This window comes from Bradyrhizobium sp. CAR08, assembly GCF_052871955.1.
In genome coordinates this window covers 359,360-374,121 of sequence record NZ_JBIXJX010000005.1, presented here as the reverse complement: position 1 = coordinate 374,121, position 14,762 = coordinate 359,360, and the positions used below count along the sequence as shown (strand labels likewise).

The window sequence follows — 14,762 nt, the reverse complement described above, 5'->3', positions numbered from 1 at the left end:
GTGGTAACGTCCCGTCATGACCGCGTACCGCCGCAACTTTCTTCCGGGTGGGTGCTTCTTCTTCACGGTCAACCTGGCGGAGCGGAAGCTAGCGTTGCTGACGGATCATATCGGGTTGTTGCGCACGGCGTTTCGTGAAACGCACCGACGCCATCCATTCACGATCGATGCCATCGTGGTGCTGCCTGATCACCTTCACACGGTGTGGACGTTGCCAGAAGGTGGTGCCGATTTTGCAATGCGCTGGCAGTTGATCAAATCCACCTTTTCGCGCGGCCTGGCGCGCAACGAGAGGATATCCCCAAGCCGCGCGGCCAAAGGTGAACGGGGCATCTGGCAACGCAGATATTGGGAGCATACCATTCGCGACGAAGCTGATTTCGCGCGGCATGTAGACTATGTTCATATCAATCCGGTCAAGCACGGGCTCGTCGACAGAGTCCGTGACTGGGCGCCCTCCTCGTTTCATCGCCACATAAAGTTCGGCAATTACCCGGCCGATTGGGCCGGCGATCAGTCGGATGACGGCCGCGATTTCGGAGAACGGGGATAGAGAAGCGATGGGTTTCGCAAGGGCTCAACCCATCCTACGAGCTTTGTACCAGTAAAGCAGCGTTGGCCCCTTGATGCCTCGGACCCCGGAGAATCGTACTCGCTTTCGGCACCTGCACACGGCGCCCGGATCGGCATCCGACGCAAGGAAACGCGCGAAGCCGTCCTGCTATGGGAGCGCCAGAATCGCCCGCAATTTCTCGTTCAACTGATCGATAGAAAACGGCTTGCCTATCGCGGGCGAACTGTTGAACTCCTCCTCGAGCGGAGGTCCGCCGTAACCCGTGCTAAACAGGAAGGGAATCCTTCGCTCCCGCAAGATGCGAGCTACCGGAAAAACAAGTTCGCCAGCCAGGTTCACATCAAGGAGCGCCAAATCGAACGATGCCGTCGTCGCGAGTTCGCACGCCTTTTGTACGTGGGCTGCTGAGGCAACGACCTTCAAGCCCAGTTCCTCAAGCATATCTTCGAGCATGAGGGCCACAAGGCCCTCATCTTCGACCAGGAGAACCTTGGCGCCGGACAGCTCAACCATTGGACGCTGCAGGCATAATGGGAAACACCATGCGGCAGCGAGTGCCCTCCGGCTCGAATACCAGATCGAACTCACCTGCGAGATCATGCTCGACGCAACGTTCCATCAACCGCGTGCCGAAGCCGCGCCGCTTTGGAGGCGTAACAGGTGGTCCGCCACGTTCGTGCCATTCGCAATCCAGCACGGCTGGCGAGCGCTCGCCGGCGCTGATCCGCCAAGTGAGCGCAACTGATCCATTCGGCACTGAGAGTGCGCCGTACTTCGCCGCATTAGTCAGAAGCTCGTTGAGCACCATGGTGATGCTCAGTGCCATGCGGGCGTCTAGCTCAACGTGCGGCCCGCTAGTCAGCACCCGTCCGCCCGACATCGGAGCGACGATATCGTGGACGAGCTTTTCGAAAGGCGTATCCTGCCAGTTTCGCTTCGTCAGCAGGTCATGTCCGCGGGCGAGCGCAAGCAGCCGTCCCGTGAAGGTCGGCAGAAATTCCTGCAGATCGGCGGCGTGACGGGCGGTCTGGTTCGCCAGAGATTGCACCGTGGCCAGGGTGTTTTTCACACGGTGGTTTAGTTCGTCGATGAGAGCCTTTTGAGCGTTCTCGGCGTTCTTCCGCTCGCTAATGTCGACGAGCATGTTGATGGCGCCGACAAGATTGCCGTCCGCGTCGCGCAGCGGCGTTGGAAAAGGAATAAACGGCACGCGTCTGCCGTCTGGACGTTCGGCCACCGCTTCGGCACCGCGAACCGGCCGGTTTTCGCGCAGCGCAACAGCCATCGGGCATTCATTGTGCGGCAGCGGCGAGCCGTCGGGCCAATAGAGCTTCCAGGTCACACACCATTCGTCGCCTGGCTGCGGCGTTCTGCCCGCCATCTCGACGGCAGCCCGATTGAAGAAATTAATGCGCCCCTTGGCGTCCGTCGTGTAGATGGCTGCTGGCAACGCCTCGAGGAGATCGCGCATGCGCTGCTCGCCTTCACGCAAGCGATCCTCCAGTTGCTTGGTGGTGGTGACATCCTGAGCGACCCGCACGCCATAAAGGAAGCAGCCTTCCGAATCCCGCACCGACGAACTGAAGATATCCAGATGGCGAACGGACCCGTCAGGCCGTACCACACGCTTGCGAACCGTGTAGTTCTCGATGTCGCCGCGGACTTGCCGCGCGTACAGTTCGGCATCTTCGGTCTGATCGTTGGAATCGGTGTAGTCGAGGAAGGTCATCCCCAACAGTTCGTCGCGTTTGCGCGCGGTGATGCGGCAGAGGGAATCATTCACCCGCAAGAAGCGACCGTTCTCGTCGGTCTCCGAAATACCGACGCTGGCGGCCTCATAAGTCGCCGCAAGCCGCGCCTCACTTGCTTGCCGTGCCTCTTCGGCAGCATGCAGTTCGGTGACGTCGGTCGTGAAGCAGCGCGTGTTGACAAACTTGCCGTCCACAATGCGGCTGTTCGAGGTAATCAGGACATGCTTGATCGTGCCGTCGCGGGCGCGCAGCCGGGCAGGGTAGCGCTGCAGCGGCTCACCGCACGAAAGACGCTGGAGAATATCGCCAATCACGGGAGCGTCGGCGTGGAACTCGGCGACATGACGCCCGATATACTCCTCGGGCCGGTAGCCAAGCAGATCCAATTCGGCCTTATTGGCGCGAATGATAATTCCCTCGCCACTGACGATGTGAAGGCCCACCGCGCCATTGTCAAAAAAGTCCTGCAGATCCTGCGTCGTGCGGCGGACTTCCTCCTCGACCTGCTTGCGTCCGGTGATGTCCTGGAAGCAATTGATGGCGCCCTGGATGCGACCAGAAAAGTCGCGCAACGCGCGGATGTTGACCAAGGCCGTGAAGCGAGAGCCATCCGGCCGCGCCATTATCACTTCGGCATTGCGCGTCGGCGTTCCCGCGCGAACGGCGGTGGCTATGGGGCAGTCGGCATGCGCGAGGGGAGTTCCATCCACCAGGTAGAGCTGGTGTGAACCGCAGAAGCGCTCCCTCCCAACATCAGGTGTGCGCCCCCACAGCACCACAGCCTCCGCGTTATAGGCGACCAGCAGCCCCTCCGCGTCACAGAGATAGACTGCGCCCGGAATGGCATCGAGCGCGGCAGCGCCGGCCGCAACCAGGGCCTCGAACTCCGTGGGGCGGTGCCGGGCGGAGAGTGGGAATTCTTCTACGTTCGACATGCGGGTGCCCGGCTCTCGGGGGCGAGAGGAACGACGACCCGATACGAGCGTCGTTCGTGCAATAAACATGGGCGGACGCCCCTCCGGCCCGCCGAACTGCTCTTAACGCATCACGGGCCCCTTGGTTCCCCCCGTAGGTACGGGTTCGCGAGGGTCCGCTAATGGCGGTTATCGGCGTCAGGACAAGCTGATGAGCATGTCCGCTAAGGGCCGCCTGACCGGGGACATTGCATGGCCGCGACCGCCACTGAGCGGCCTTACTGTCTTGTGTGGTGCTTGAGAACAGTGACGCGCCGATCTCTGTGCCACACTTCTAAATCGTGGCCGTCGAGCAGCTGTCTCGCTTTGGCTGTGGCCTCCTCGTCGTCGGCGCAATCCATCTCATGAACGCCGCTGATCCGCCCGTCCTCGCCCATGATATAAGCGCGGTAGTCCATCGCACGCCTTCCCCGTTGGGAACGTTTTACCTCCCAGTTACGGGGCGCGGCTTTAACATAGATTAATCGATGTCGTGGGTGCCTCAATCGTCGCAATGAGCTCCTGGCACTTGAAGATGCGGACGGTTTTGAAGAAGCGTGTATCGAGATAGCTTTGGACCCGCAGCAATCGGGCATCGCAATGCCGGCAATCCCCAAATTGATATGGACTATCGTTGTACGGGCGAGCCTCGCAGGTCAGCTTCGGGTCACAAGCCATCGATCATGCCCGAGGTGGGAGACTTCCGCTTTGCGTTAGTAAGCCGACGTTTTTGAGTACGTCCTACCCCTGCTTCCCCGCGATGATCTCCTGCAACGTCGCGACATGCCGCGCAAACGCGCCGCGGCCGGCGGCTGTGGCAGTCACCGTGGTCTGCGGCTTCTTGCCGACGAACGCCTTCTCCACCGACACGTAGCCTGCTTTCGCCAGCGTCTCGATATGCGCGCCGAGATTGCCGTCGGTGGCGCCGGTGAGCTTTTTCAGCCGGGAAAATTCCAATCCTGCGGTGGCCGGCAGCGCGTTCAGTGCCGCCATGATCTTGAGCCGCAACGGCTGGTGGATGATGTCGTCGAGCTCGGCCATCAGATCCGCCGCATCCAGAGGCCGCCGAGGATCAGGCCTCCGCCATTGACGAAGGCCATCCAGAGCGGGAACGCCTCGCCGATGTAGAAATAGCCGATCAGCGTCAGCGCGGAGATACCGAGACCGATCGCCATGAAGGCATAGCCGAACCAGAGACCCGCCAGCGAATAGAACAGCATGAAGTAGAGCGGCCAGAACGTGCCGAGCTGGCGCGGACCGAAATGACCGATCACGCTGGTGCAGAGATAACCGAAGGCGAAGAAGAGCGCGAACACCAGAAGCAGTCTGACGTTGAAACCGACGCCATGGGAATAATGTGGCGGATTGAGAATGCGCAGCGCCACCAGACCGCCGGCGCCCAAAACGTCCACGGCAACCCAGGCGTAGCCCGCATAGACCGGCCAAAGCCAGGTCACGAGATTGCCCGCGAACACCAATGCGCCCCACCAGACGGCAGCAAAGCTCGCCAGCTCGTAGAGCTGCGATTGCTTCACGCGCTGGACGATGTCGTCGATATCGGCCAGCGCCGCCGAGGCTTCCTTGCTGTCGATCATGACTGCCCTGTCCCGCGCGTCGCCACATCGTCGGCGATGACCGAGATCGCCTTCGGGTTGGTGACGATGCCCATATGGTTGATGCCGTCGATGATCTTGACGTCGACCGACGGCTTCACCGCCTGCACGGTCTCCGCGTACTTGTCCGAGATCATCATCTCGTCCTCGGCGCCGCCGAAGATCGTGATCGGGCGGGTCGTCGCCGGAAAATCGGTGCGATAGCCGCGCGTTGCGAAATTGCGCGTCAGGCGGTCCGAATAGGTCGAGACGAGGTACTTTGCCGAAGTCGCGGGCACGGCGAGCGCGAGCACCGGAAGCTGCGAACAGCAGTCGATGCCGATCTTGCGCAGCGTGGCCAGCGCGAAGAAGCGCGGCAGGTCGACATTGGCCCAGCCGCCGGCATGCGGCTTGTTGGTCGGCGCGTCATAGCCGAGATAGGGCGCGAGCAGCACGGTGCGCACGAACATGTCCTGCATGATCGGCGTCGCGGCGACGCGCAGCGAGAAGCCGGCGCCGGCGGAATGGCCGATCAAGGTGAGCGGCAGCTCCGGCGCGGTCTTGCGGATTTGAGCGACGAAATCGACGAGGTCGTCCTCGAGCTGGCCGACATAGCCGATATCGCCGCGCGTGCCGGAGCCACCATGGCCGCGGATGTCGAGCGCCCAGGTCTCCACGCCGCGCGCGGCGATGGCATGGGTCAGGGCATGATTGACGGTGCCGCTGGAGCCGGACGAGCCGTGGATGAAGATCGCGCCACGGCCGGTTGCAAGACCATTGGCAGCGTAGTGGCGGAAACCGATCCAGGTGCCGTCGCGGGCCTGGAAGCGCTCGAGCGGAGGCAGCGTGGACCAGTCTATCCCCTTCGATGAGTCGGAGACCGACTTCATCTCCGGCGGCCGCTCCAGCGGCGTTGCGATCATGGCAGCCAGGATCAGCGCCACACAGCCGACCGCACACAGGGCCCATTTCAGCCCGTTCACAACGCCGCGCAGCACTCGAATTGCCATGATCTACTCCTCTCAGCCTATTCAGATATAGAGAACTCTATATTGCAGAGTACTCTTCTGGTCAATCCCCGGATTGGCGCGGCGCTGCAAAAATCCTTAACGTCGGGTCTGATCCCCACATGCCGAATCGTTTGCCGATGCCTTCAGCGGAACCCCTGCTCAACACACCCGAATTCACCGTTTCCGAGCTCTCGCAGTCCCTGAAACGGACGGTCGAGGACACCTATGGCCATGTCCGGGTCCGCGGCGAGATCTCCGGCTTTCGCGGGGCGCATTCCTCCGGCCATTGCTATTTCGCGCTCAAGGACGAGAGCGCCAAGATCGAGGCGGTGATCTGGAAGGGCGTGCACGGCCGCATGCGCTTCAAGCCCCAGGAGGGGCTCGAGGTCATCGCCACCGGCAAGCTCACGACCTATCCGGGGTCCTCGAAATACCAGATCGTGATCGAGGCGCTGGAGCCGGCCGGCATCGGCGCGCTGATGGCGCTGATGGAGGAGCGCAAGAGGAAGCTCGCCGCCGAAGGCCTGTTCGACGAGGCGCGCAAGCAGCTTTTGCCGTGGCTGCCGGAGGTGATCGGCGTGGTGACCTCGCCGACCGGCGCCGTGATCCGCGACATCCTGCATCGCCTGGAGGACCGCTTTCCTCGCCACGTGCTGGTATGGCCGGTCAAGGTGCAGGGCGAAGGCTCGGCCGAGCAGGTCGCGGCCGCGATCCGCGGCTTCAATGCGCTGCCGGAGGGCGGCAAGATTCCGCGCCCCGACGTGCTGATCGTGGCGCGCGGCGGCGGCTCGCTGGAGGACCTCTGGTCGTTCAACGAGGAGATCGTGGTCCGTGCCGCGGCCGAGAGCATGATCCCGCTGATCTCGGCCGTGGGGCATGAGACCGACATCACGCTGATCGATTTCGTCGCCGACAAGCGCGCGCCGACGCCGACGGCGGCGGCCGAGATGGCGGTGCCGGTGCGCAGCGATCTCTTCGTCGAGGTCGGCGATCTCGGGCGACGCACCCGGTCCTGCTGGCAACGCGGCCATGAGAGCCGCCGCAGCGAGCTGCGTGCCGCCGCGCGCGCGCTGCCGGCCGCCGGCGATTTGCTGGCGATCCCGCGGCAGCGGCTGGATTCGGCGGGTGCGTCCCTGCCCCGCTGCCTCAAGGCCAACACCCACGCGCATTTCCGAAGGTTCACCGCCGCAGGCGCCAAGCTGACGCTGCGGGTGCTGCACGGCCAGATCGCGCAGGCTGATCATCGCCTCACCGTGTGCGGCGAACGGCTCGGCCTATCCGCACGCTCGCTCTTGCGGCGGCGGCGCGACCGCTTTGCCGGGCTGGAGGTGCGCTTGCGTGCCTCAAAACTGTCCAATGCGCAGGCGCAGCGCAACGCGATTCACCGCCAGCGCGAGCGCACGCATCGCCTTGCCGAGCGCGCGGGCCGCGCGCTGGTGACGCTGTTGCAGCGGCTGGATGCCCGCATCGAGAACAGCGGCAAGCTGCTCTCCGCCTTGTCCTATCGCGGCGTGCTCGCGCGCGGCTTTGCCCTGGTGCGGGACGAGGCCGGCCATCCGCTGCATTCGGCGAATGAGATCGGTCCCGGCGCACGGGTCGAGATCGAGTTTGCGGATGGCCGTGTCGGTGCGACCGCGGATGCGGATCGGCCCGCGGCTGCAGCGAAGCGCGCGCCGGCGCAAGCGAAGCCAGCCGCGCAGGACGCCAAGCCTGCGCCGAAGCGCGTGGGCAAGCCGGTGGATCAGGGGAATTTGTTTTAGGCGGAGGGCGGCGTTCCACCCTGGCTGTCATTCCCCGCCTTGTGCGCAATTGCGCACAGGAGCGGGAATCCAGTACGCCGCGGCTTCTCGATCCATCACAACCGCCTCGGCGTACTGGATCGCCCGGTCAAGCCGGGCGGTGACAGTGAGTGTGTGGGACGCGTGTCACGAACTCGCTGTCGTAGCCCGCATGAGCGTAGCGACATGCGGGAGCAGCGGCCCCGGATATCGCTACGCTCATCCGGGCTACAAGACTGCGCGTCTCAGCGGCAGGACAATCCCGCGTCGATCGTGGTCCAGAAGCCGCAATGTTCCGGCGCGAGTTGCGGCGCGCCGGCATGGGCTTCAAACAGGAAGACCGCGACGGTGAAGACGATCAGGGCGGAGGAGAACAGGACGAAGCGGTTGCGCATGGGATTGCGTTTAATCGACATCGTGGTCGAATGATGGCGTCGTTACGAAATGAAACCATCACGGCGCGCGATCCGTAGAGTCACGGTCGGCCATTTTCCGTGCAGGGCGGTGGTCGATGCGGGGCTGTCCGCTGTTGTTCCCTCGGGCGGCCCCGCCTTCGCTTCTCACGAGCTACGGCGCGGCGAGCCCGCTCGCCACATGTAGCTTGCATGAGCGCAGCGACATGCGGGACAGGCCTACCCGGATATCGCTACGCTCATCCGGGCTACGGCACTGCCATCACCGTGCCAGCCACTCTGCGACTTCCTTCTGCGACGCCGCGCGCGCTGCCGCATCGGTGCCGAGATGGCCGTGCTCGGGCGCGGCGGCGTCGGTGCTGCCGCTCGCTGCGTGCAGCGGCGTGTTGGCGCGGTCGAAGTCGTGATAGGCGCCGGGATAGACCACGATGCGCGCGAGCGCGCTGCGGCCATGCGCACCATCGACCATCTGGCGGCAGGCCGGCGGCGACGAGACGTCGTCATTGCCACCGATCAGCACCAGCGTCGGCACCCGTGTGCTCCACCCGAGGCCGGCGGAAATCCTGCAGTCCGGATAGAACGCGATCGCGGCGCGGAAATCCGGACCCGTCTCGCGCGCAAGGTTTTGCGGACGCACGGCCCAGAGCAGCGCGCTGGCGCCGTTGGCCCACCCCATCAGGCTGACGCGGTCGCGCGCAACCCAGCTCTGCTTCATCAGCCACGCGCGCGACGCCGCGATGTCGGTGACGCGTTCGCGCCGCGCCTTGACGTGGATCTCCTTGACGCGGCATTGCGGCCCGAGCTCGCGCGAGCCGTAGCTGTCAGGGAGCAGGACGGCGTTGCCGGACTTGAGCAGCCGCTCGGCCCATTCGCGGTAGCGCGGCAGCACGGAATCGGAATGGCCACCGAGGCCCCCGCAGCCGTGGAGCGCGATCACGGTCGGAAACGGCCCGGTGCCCTCGGGCTTGTAGAGCTGCGCATGCAGCACGCCGGACGCCAGCGGAATCTCGACCGGCTGCGGTGCCGGCGAGCCGTGCGCGGCCGAGAGCAGGAAGGTCAGGAACAGGGCGGTGAACGGAAGGCGCATCGAACTTTGCCGTTGGATCCTTCGCTCAAGCACTATCACGCGGAAACGCCGCCAAAACATCACAAACCGGTGGGTTTACCGGGCGGACAAGCCACCCTATCTGTGCTACATCCCGTCCAACACATCGTGCCCTCCCATGTGATCCCGGAGCGGCCTTCCACGGAGACTTTCGACCGTGCTGAACAAGTTCGGCCCTTCGGGCCATGGCGAAGCGCAGGTGCAGTATCTCGACGGCGATTTCCGCGTGATCTCGCCGGGGACCTTCGTGCGCTGCGCGATCACCGATACGCGCATTCCGCTCGACGAGTTGAAATACTGGAGCGTGGACCTGCAGGAAGCCTACGCCACGCCCGCCGCCGTGCTCGAGCGGCATTACCCGGGCGCGCCCAAGCCGCAGGCGTGAGGCCGCAGCCGCGCGTCTATCGCTGCTCCGCGCCATCCGCGCCCACGCAGGTCTTGATGAAACTCTTCCTGGTCTCGCCGACGATCTTCTGATCGATCGCCTGCTTGAGGCAATCGAGCCGCGCCTGCGCCATGCAGAGCTGCATCTGGTCGCGCTTATCCTGTCCCTTCAGGCTCGCCGTCGCGGAAAGACACGTCACGCGCTTGGTCGCGGGAACCGGCACTGTGGCGGTGGACGCCGCCGGCGGTGCCGTCTGTGCAAACACCGGCGCCACGACCAGACCCACAAGACTGGCGGCAACGGCGGCGGACGGCAACTTCATCGCATTCTCCTGAGCGTCTGAAAACGATAGGAGCTTGCGATGAATGGCGCCTGAATGGCAGGCTGCTGTCGATGGGCAAAGCGCAGCTGCCCTGCCGGCATAGCACGAGCGGTGCAGCTTTTTCACGAGGCATGTTCGGACGCATCGGAAATGCTGCTCTCACAGCCGAGATGATTTCCGTTATGCCAATCCGCGTTGCATCGAAGAGTGCTTGCACTCCATGGTTAGTTATTTCGCGTTGTGGTTGGATTCTTTGTTGCGATTGGCGCTCTTAGGTTGTTTGACGAAGTCTTGGTGAAACAAAGCGCCGCTATGCTTCATCTTAGGTAACTGGCCCTGCTCTTTTTATCGCACAGACAATCAAGTCAGCCAAGCCGCCACTGAGCTCTGGAATTGGCGCAGTCTGTGAACGGGCTCATATCGAAGAGCCATCTGTCGGGCTACGATCACCTCGAAAATTTGCGGTGGAATATCTGTAATCGAAAATCAACGATGGGGGTGATCATGCCCACCATATTAGACCTGCTCTATCGTGAATATTGCCGCGCCCGCCTCGCTGAAATGCGGAAACAGCTTCTGATCGCAGCTGAACGCTTTGAAGCTCTCGACGCGCATCATCATCCGGATCAGGGTGACGATGAGAGGACGGACGCACAACGCAAGACCGGTCGCCGCGCGCCGAATTGAAGCGGCCCGAGACCGGCGATCTCTCCCCGTACCAGTGACCAAGCAGTTGGCAACAGTTTGGGAGGCAGCAATGAATACACCCGAGTACTATACCGCCATGGTGGCCTGCGTCTCATGCCTGACCATTATCGGATTGATGGCCGTTGGGGCGTGGTGAGCATGATTGACTGCTGAACGCCGCGGACGCAGCACGCACCGGACAGCATGGTTCGTCAACGCAGGCTGGAAGGCCTTCGCCTTGCCTCGGTTGCAGACGTGATTCTTGCTGTGAGGTGAGCGTTGCCGCCGCTTCCTTCGACTGCGGCGGCTTCGCTTTAGATCCGGATGTCAGCTTCCGGGCGGAGTATACGAAGAACGCAGCTTCGCCGCGTTCTGGCGAACCTGCTTGATCTCGTCCTGCGTGAACAGCCGCGTCAGTTTCACGTTCTGCAGGGTGCCCGCCGTGACGGTCAGGCCGGAGATGGCCGGAGCCGCACCCGGATCAGGCACATCGAAAATCACCAACACGCCTGGGCCGTCGGCCGCAACGCTGAACATCGAAATCAGCTTTCCGCCGGCCGCTTCGATGAGTTTTCTTGCCGCCTCCTGACGATCGGTCTTGGGGTTCTCCAAAATGGCATTGAGAGCGCGGGGTGTGTATTGTCCGGTGAGGCAAAAATGCATGGCATGTTCTCCTCTGGGTTTTTGGCAATGACTTTCCCTGCCGTTCCGAACTCGTCGTTACGGCCGCTGCATCTGAAATGATGAAGGTACTGCCCGCCGTGGGCATAAACGCCGTCGATGATTTCCGGGAGTTCGGCACGTCCCGGTGACGGCTCTCATGCGAGGCTACATCAACTCCCGAACGTGCGGAAGGAAATTCATCAGTGCGACATGTCGTCCCGATCAGATCTCGCCCACCTTACGAGATCATCGCCTGGAAAACCGCCGCTCGCGCGCCTTGTAGAGATGATCGCTGATCAATTGCCGAAGCGCAACCGGGTCATCGAACTCGAGCTGCACCGCGAAAGGCACGATGTCATCCGGCACGCCTTCACGGCCGTGCAGGCGAGCGAGATCCTTTTCGGTCGTCACCAGTGTTTGCTGCTCGCGCCACGCCTCCGCAGCGACGGCTGCGATCTCCTCGTTCGAAAACATGTGGTGATCGGCGAAGGCGCGCGTGCGCGCGAGCTCGATGCCGCTGGCGCGCAACGTACGGAAGAACCGTTCGGGATCGCCGATGCCGGCGAACGCGAACACCGGCTTGCCCAACAGTCTTGCGACCGCCTCGGCGTCGGGTTTCAGCCGCGCGCGCAGTTCCGGCTTGTTGCGCCTGGCTAGCTCGGCGGCGACACCATCGGCGGCGCGGCCGCCGCCGATCACGACCAGCGCGTCGGTGCGCGCGAGCTGCGCCTCCAGCGGCGCACGCAGCGGACCGGCCGGAAACACCTTGCCATTGCCGAGGCCGCGCTCACTGTCGATCACGATCAGCGAGGTGTCCTTGAGAAGACGCGGGTTCTGGAAACCGTCGTCCATCAGGATCACGGTGGCGCCTTGCGACTTCGCCAGCACGACGCCGTCGAGGCGGTCGCGCGCGACCGTGACGGGAACGTCGCGCGCCATCATCAGCGGCTCGTCGCCGACGTCGGACGCGGTGTGACGCATGCGGTCGACCATTACCGGGCCCCTGAGGCTACCGCCATAGCCGCGGCTGAGCACCACCGGCGTCTCGCCGAGCTCGCGCAGGAGCTTCGTCAGCGCCAGCACGGTCGGCGTCTTGCCGGCGCCGCCGACATGGTAGTTGCCGACGCAGATCACGGGGATGCCGGCGTCGACGCCCGCGCGCAGCATCCGCCGTTCGGTGATCGCGCCGTAGAGCGCACCCAGCGGCCCCAATGCGTACGATTCGAGCGAACGTGGCCGGTACCAGAAGGCCGGCTCACGCATTGGCGGCCCCCATCTCGATCCGCAACTGCAGAAGATAAGGCTCGAGCGCGGTCATGGTGCGGTTGAGCGCGCCGCCGAGATCCTCGACCACGCCGGCGCCCGATTGCTGGATCTTGTGACGCACGGCAGGATCGGCGAGCAGCTGGCCGAGCTGCTTGATCAGCAGCTCCTGCGTGTCGGCCTGGCGCGCACCGCCGCTGTGATCGAGCGCCTCGTAGACGTCGGCGAAATTGAAGACGTGCGGACCATGGACGATGGCCGCGCCGAGCTTGATCGCTTCGATCGGATTCTGGCCGCCATGGTGGATCAGCGATCCGCCCATGAACACGATGTCCGAGAGGCGATAGAACAGGCCGAGCTCGCCCATGGTGTCGGCGACATAAACGTCGGTGGTCGCCGTCGGCAGCTCGTCGCGCGAGCGCAGGGCCGGCTTCAGGCCGGACGCCGTGATCAGGCCCGTGATCGAGGAGCCGCGATCCGGATGGCGCGGCACGATCACGGTCAGGAGCTGCGGGAAGAATCCGCTGAGGCTGCGATGCGCCGCCACCAGCATCTCCTCCTCGCCCGGATGGGTCGAGGCCGCGACGATGATCGGACGCCCGCGCGTCATCGCCATCAGCCGTTCGAGCTTGGCAGGATCGGCCGGCGGCGCCGGCACGTCGAGCTTGAGATTGCCCGTGGTGACGACGTCCCGGCCGCCGAGCGCCGAGAAGCGCTCGGCATCGGTCTTCGACTGCGCCAGACAAATGTCGAAACGCGACAGCAGCGCCGAGATGGTGCCCTGCATGCGGCGCCAGCGCGGGAACGAGCGCGGCGACATTCGCCCGTTGATCAGCACCATCGGCACGCGGCGCGCGGCGCCTGCCAGGATCAGGTTCGGCCACAGATCGGATTCGATGAACAGCGCCAGCGACGGCTTCCAATGGTCGAGGAAGCGCGCGACATAACGCGGGGAATCATACGGCACGTATTGATGGATGACGTCGGGCGGAAAGCGCTTTGCGACAATAGCAGCCGACGTGACGGTGCCCGAGGTGAGCAAAATGCGCAGGTTCAGATCGCGCAAGCGCTCGATCAATGCCGCCGCGGCGAGGACCTCGCCGACGCTGGCGCCATGAATCCAGACCAGCGGGCCGTGCGGCCGCACGTCCCGGGACAGGCCGCGCCGTTCGCCGACGCGCGCGGGATCTTCCTTGCCCTGCTTCAGGCGCCGCTTGATCAGCACAGGCGCGAGCGGCACCAGGCCGCGCGCCAGGCGCCGGTACATCCGCAGCGTCAAAGGCAGCGAGCCGGGCAGCGATTTAGGCATCTGCAGGTCCCGGCCGGCCGAGTTGCGCATAGGCGCGGCGGGTCGCCTCGTTCAAGGTCTCCTCCAGCTCGAGCCGCAGCGCTTCCATGGTGGCGGCGTCCGCATCCGGTGGAACGTGGATTTCCTTGATGCCGACCAATGCGCCCCGCCCGAACGGCAGGTTGATGGTGGTGCGGTCCCAGTTCTTGAGCCGGACGAAGCGGCTGGTCGCCATCGCAAAAGGCATGATCGGCCGCCCCGATTCCCGTGCCAGCATGATGATGCCGAGCCCGGCCACGCGCGAGCGCTTGGGGACGTCGGCGGTCAGCGCGACATTACAACCGTCCTGGAGCGTCCGCACCATTTCCTTGAAGGCACCGACCCCGCCTTTGCGGTGAAACGCGCCGCCATGGTCGCCGGACCCGCGGATGGTGCCGATGCCGAGCCGCTCGGCGGCAATCGCGTTGAACTCGCCGTCGCGGTGACGGGAGATCAGGACCCTGGCCTTGTACCAGTCCTTGTTCTTGATGAAGGGGGTGAGGAAATGCTGACCGTGCCAAAACGCGAAGATCGCCGGGATCTGCGGTTCGACGCGGTCATAGACGTCGGGCGGATCGAACGTGAATTTGTTCGTCCGCCACACCAGACGCAGATATTCCGCCGCCAGGATTCCGACGGCACGCTGGACGAAACTGCTCCTCAGCGTATTGCGAAGCAGCTTTTTCAACGCGCCGGTTCTTGATTCGGGTCGAGCAGCCGGTGGAGATGGACGATGAAATAGCGCATCTGCGCGTTGTCGACCGTGCTCTGCGCCTTGGCACGCCAGGCGGCGTGCGCGGTCGCATAGTTCGGATAGAGGCCGACGATCTCGACGTCGTCGAGGTTCTTGAAGGTGTTGTGCTCGAGATCGACGAGCTCGCCGCCGACGACGAGGTGGAGCAGTTGTTGCGGGGCACTATCTGGCATCGGTTCTGTTCC

The 14,762-nt window shown here is 63.9% G+C and carries 18 protein-coding genes; 4 read left to right on the top strand and 14 right to left on the bottom strand.

The window, feature by feature from the left end; translation table 11 throughout:
- Positions 1–16 precede the first annotated feature (16 nt).
- Positions 17–553: an REP-associated tyrosine transposase gene (locus tag ACIPUD_RS14160; RefSeq protein WP_377788330.1), complete on the top strand. Its 537-nt coding sequence runs from the start codon at positions 17–19 to the stop codon at positions 551–553.
- Between the two features lie 168 nt (positions 554–721).
- On the opposite strand, the gene ACIPUD_RS14155 is transcribed toward ACIPUD_RS14160, so the two are convergent.
- From ACIPUD_RS14155 to ACIPUD_RS14130, 6 genes are all read right to left on the bottom strand, one after another.
- Positions 722–1,087, bottom strand: a complete 366-nt coding sequence (locus tag ACIPUD_RS14155; protein WP_018453464.1) for a response regulator — start codon at positions 1,085–1,087, stop codon at positions 722–724.
- The gene (locus ACIPUD_RS14150) at positions 1,080–3,260 is read right to left on the bottom strand and encodes a PAS domain-containing sensor histidine kinase (protein ID WP_446480856.1); all 2,181 of its coding nucleotides are present in this window, start codon (positions 3,258–3,260) and stop codon (positions 1,080–1,082) included. Before ACIPUD_RS14150 ends, ACIPUD_RS14155 begins: the two co-directional genes overlap by 8 nt.
- A 257-nt stretch (positions 3,261–3,517) precedes the next feature.
- The gene (locus tag ACIPUD_RS14145; RefSeq protein ID WP_085357155.1) at positions 3,518–3,697 is read right to left on the bottom strand and encodes a hypothetical protein; all 180 of its coding nucleotides are present in this window, start codon (positions 3,695–3,697) and stop codon (positions 3,518–3,520) included.
- A 322-nt stretch (positions 3,698–4,019) separates the two neighbouring features.
- The gene (locus ACIPUD_RS14140; protein WP_018453460.1) at positions 4,020–4,319 is read right to left on the bottom strand and encodes a winged helix-turn-helix domain-containing protein; all 300 of its coding nucleotides are present in this window, start codon (positions 4,317–4,319) and stop codon (positions 4,020–4,022) included.
- The gene (locus ACIPUD_RS14135) at positions 4,319–4,873 is read right to left on the bottom strand and encodes a hypothetical protein (protein ID WP_446480855.1); all 555 of its coding nucleotides are present in this window, start codon (positions 4,871–4,873) and stop codon (positions 4,319–4,321) included. The genes ACIPUD_RS14140 and ACIPUD_RS14135 overlap by 1 nt, the downstream gene beginning before the upstream one ends.
- Positions 4,870–5,880 (bottom strand): alpha/beta hydrolase, encoded by a 1,011-nt coding sequence (locus tag ACIPUD_RS14130; protein ID WP_446480854.1) that lies wholly within the window; start codon positions 5,878–5,880, stop codon positions 4,870–4,872. Before ACIPUD_RS14130 ends, ACIPUD_RS14135 begins: the two co-directional genes overlap by 4 nt.
- Positions 5,881–6,017: 137 nt before the next feature.
- Here ACIPUD_RS14130 and xseA point away from each other — a divergent pair, with 137 nt between their 5' ends.
- A complete protein-coding gene (gene xseA, locus ACIPUD_RS14125; protein ID WP_446480853.1) occupies positions 6,018–7,640 on the top strand; it encodes an exodeoxyribonuclease VII large subunit in 1,623 nt (540 codons plus the stop codon).
- Positions 7,641–7,903: 263 nt separating this feature from the next.
- Here the strand turns inward: xseA and ACIPUD_RS14120 are convergent, their stop codons facing one another.
- The gene (locus tag ACIPUD_RS14120) at positions 7,904–8,074 is read right to left on the bottom strand and encodes a hypothetical protein (RefSeq protein WP_166517608.1); all 171 of its coding nucleotides are present in this window, start codon (positions 8,072–8,074) and stop codon (positions 7,904–7,906) included.
- 259 nt (positions 8,075–8,333) lie between these two features.
- Positions 8,334–9,158: a dienelactone hydrolase family protein gene (locus tag ACIPUD_RS14115; protein WP_446480852.1), complete on the bottom strand. Its 825-nt coding sequence runs from the start codon at positions 9,156–9,158 to the stop codon at positions 8,334–8,336.
- 175 nt (positions 9,159–9,333) lie between these two features.
- Between ACIPUD_RS14115 and ACIPUD_RS14110 the strand changes: the two genes are divergently transcribed.
- The gene (locus tag ACIPUD_RS14110) at positions 9,334–9,561 is read left to right on the top strand and encodes a DUF2093 domain-containing protein (RefSeq protein WP_007596922.1); all 228 of its coding nucleotides are present in this window, start codon (positions 9,334–9,336) and stop codon (positions 9,559–9,561) included.
- Between the two features lie 16 nt (positions 9,562–9,577).
- Here ACIPUD_RS14110 and ACIPUD_RS14105 read toward each other — a convergent pair whose 3' ends face one another.
- Entirely contained in the window at positions 9,578–9,883 is a 306-nt protein-coding gene (locus ACIPUD_RS14105; RefSeq protein ID WP_204512394.1) for a hypothetical protein, read from the bottom strand.
- Positions 9,884–10,288: 405 nt separating this feature from the next.
- Between ACIPUD_RS14105 and ACIPUD_RS14100 the strand changes: the two genes are divergently transcribed.
- Complete coding sequence (locus tag ACIPUD_RS14100; RefSeq protein WP_231190246.1) at positions 10,289–10,570, top strand: hypothetical protein; 282 nt, start codon at positions 10,289–10,291, stop codon at positions 10,568–10,570.
- Between the two features lie 327 nt (positions 10,571–10,897).
- Here ACIPUD_RS14100 and ACIPUD_RS14095 read toward each other — a convergent pair whose 3' ends face one another.
- From ACIPUD_RS14095 to ACIPUD_RS14075, 5 genes are all read right to left on the bottom strand, one after another.
- Positions 10,898–11,233, bottom strand: coding sequence for a GYD domain-containing protein (locus ACIPUD_RS14095; RefSeq protein ID WP_007596925.1), 336 nt, complete (start codon positions 11,231–11,233; stop codon positions 10,898–10,900).
- 246 nt (positions 11,234–11,479) lie between these two features.
- Positions 11,480–12,496: a tetraacyldisaccharide 4'-kinase gene (lpxK, locus tag ACIPUD_RS14090; protein ID WP_446480851.1), complete on the bottom strand. Its 1,017-nt coding sequence runs from the start codon at positions 12,494–12,496 to the stop codon at positions 11,480–11,482.
- On the bottom strand, positions 12,489–13,835 hold the full coding sequence (locus ACIPUD_RS14085; RefSeq protein ID WP_085361278.1) for a 3-deoxy-D-manno-octulosonic acid transferase: 1,347 nt from the start codon (positions 13,833–13,835) through the stop codon (positions 12,489–12,491). The genes lpxK and ACIPUD_RS14085 overlap by 8 nt, the downstream gene beginning before the upstream one ends.
- Positions 13,798–14,511 (bottom strand): lysophospholipid acyltransferase family protein, encoded by a 714-nt coding sequence (locus ACIPUD_RS14080; RefSeq protein ID WP_085361277.1) that lies wholly within the window; start codon positions 14,509–14,511, stop codon positions 13,798–13,800. The genes ACIPUD_RS14085 and ACIPUD_RS14080 overlap by 38 nt, the downstream gene beginning before the upstream one ends.
- Positions 14,508–14,750, bottom strand: coding sequence for a DUF4170 domain-containing protein (locus tag ACIPUD_RS14075; protein WP_007596929.1), 243 nt, complete (start codon positions 14,748–14,750; stop codon positions 14,508–14,510). Before ACIPUD_RS14075 ends, ACIPUD_RS14080 begins: the two co-directional genes overlap by 4 nt.
- Positions 14,751–14,762 lie beyond the last annotated feature (12 nt).

Coding starts and splice junctions, on each gene's coding strand:
- ACIPUD_RS14130 (WP_446480854.1), bottom strand. CDS start 5,880: ATGGCAATTCGAGTGCTGCGCGGCGTTGTGAACGGGCTGAAATGGGCC.
- ACIPUD_RS14145 (WP_085357155.1), bottom strand. CDS start 3,697: ATGGACTACCGCGCTTATATCATGGGCGAGGACGGGCGGATCAGCGGC.
- ACIPUD_RS14150 (WP_446480856.1), bottom strand. CDS start 3,260: ATGTCGAACGTAGAAGAATTCCCACTCTCCGCCCGGCACCGCCCCACG.
- ACIPUD_RS14075 (WP_007596929.1), bottom strand. CDS start 14,750: ATGCCAGATAGTGCCCCGCAACAACTGCTCCACCTCGTCGTCGGCGGC.
- ACIPUD_RS14120 (WP_166517608.1), bottom strand. CDS start 8,074: ATGTCGATTAAACGCAATCCCATGCGCAACCGCTTCGTCCTGTTCTCC.
- ACIPUD_RS14155 (WP_018453464.1), bottom strand. CDS start 1,087: ATGGTTGAGCTGTCCGGCGCCAAGGTTCTCCTGGTCGAAGATGAGGGC.
- ACIPUD_RS14135 (WP_446480855.1), bottom strand. CDS start 4,873: ATGATCGACAGCAAGGAAGCCTCGGCGGCGCTGGCCGATATCGACGAC.
- lpxK (WP_446480851.1), bottom strand. CDS start 12,496: ATGCGTGAGCCGGCCTTCTGGTACCGGCCACGTTCGCTCGAATCGTAC.
- ACIPUD_RS14160 (WP_377788330.1), top strand. CDS start 17: ATGACCGCGTACCGCCGCAACTTTCTTCCGGGTGGGTGCTTCTTCTTC.
- xseA (WP_446480853.1), top strand. CDS start 6,018: ATGCCTTCAGCGGAACCCCTGCTCAACACACCCGAATTCACCGTTTCC.
- ACIPUD_RS14115 (WP_446480852.1), bottom strand. CDS start 9,158: ATGCGCCTTCCGTTCACCGCCCTGTTCCTGACCTTCCTGCTCTCGGCC.
- ACIPUD_RS14105 (WP_204512394.1), bottom strand. CDS start 9,883: ATGAAGTTGCCGTCCGCCGCCGTTGCCGCCAGTCTTGTGGGTCTGGTC.
- ACIPUD_RS14085 (WP_085361278.1), bottom strand. CDS start 13,835: ATGCGCAACTCGGCCGGCCGGGACCTGCAGATGCCTAAATCGCTGCCC.
- ACIPUD_RS14140 (WP_018453460.1), bottom strand. CDS start 4,319: ATGGCCGAGCTCGACGACATCATCCACCAGCCGTTGCGGCTCAAGATC.
- ACIPUD_RS14095 (WP_007596925.1), bottom strand. CDS start 11,233: ATGCATTTTTGCCTCACCGGACAATACACACCCCGCGCTCTCAATGCC.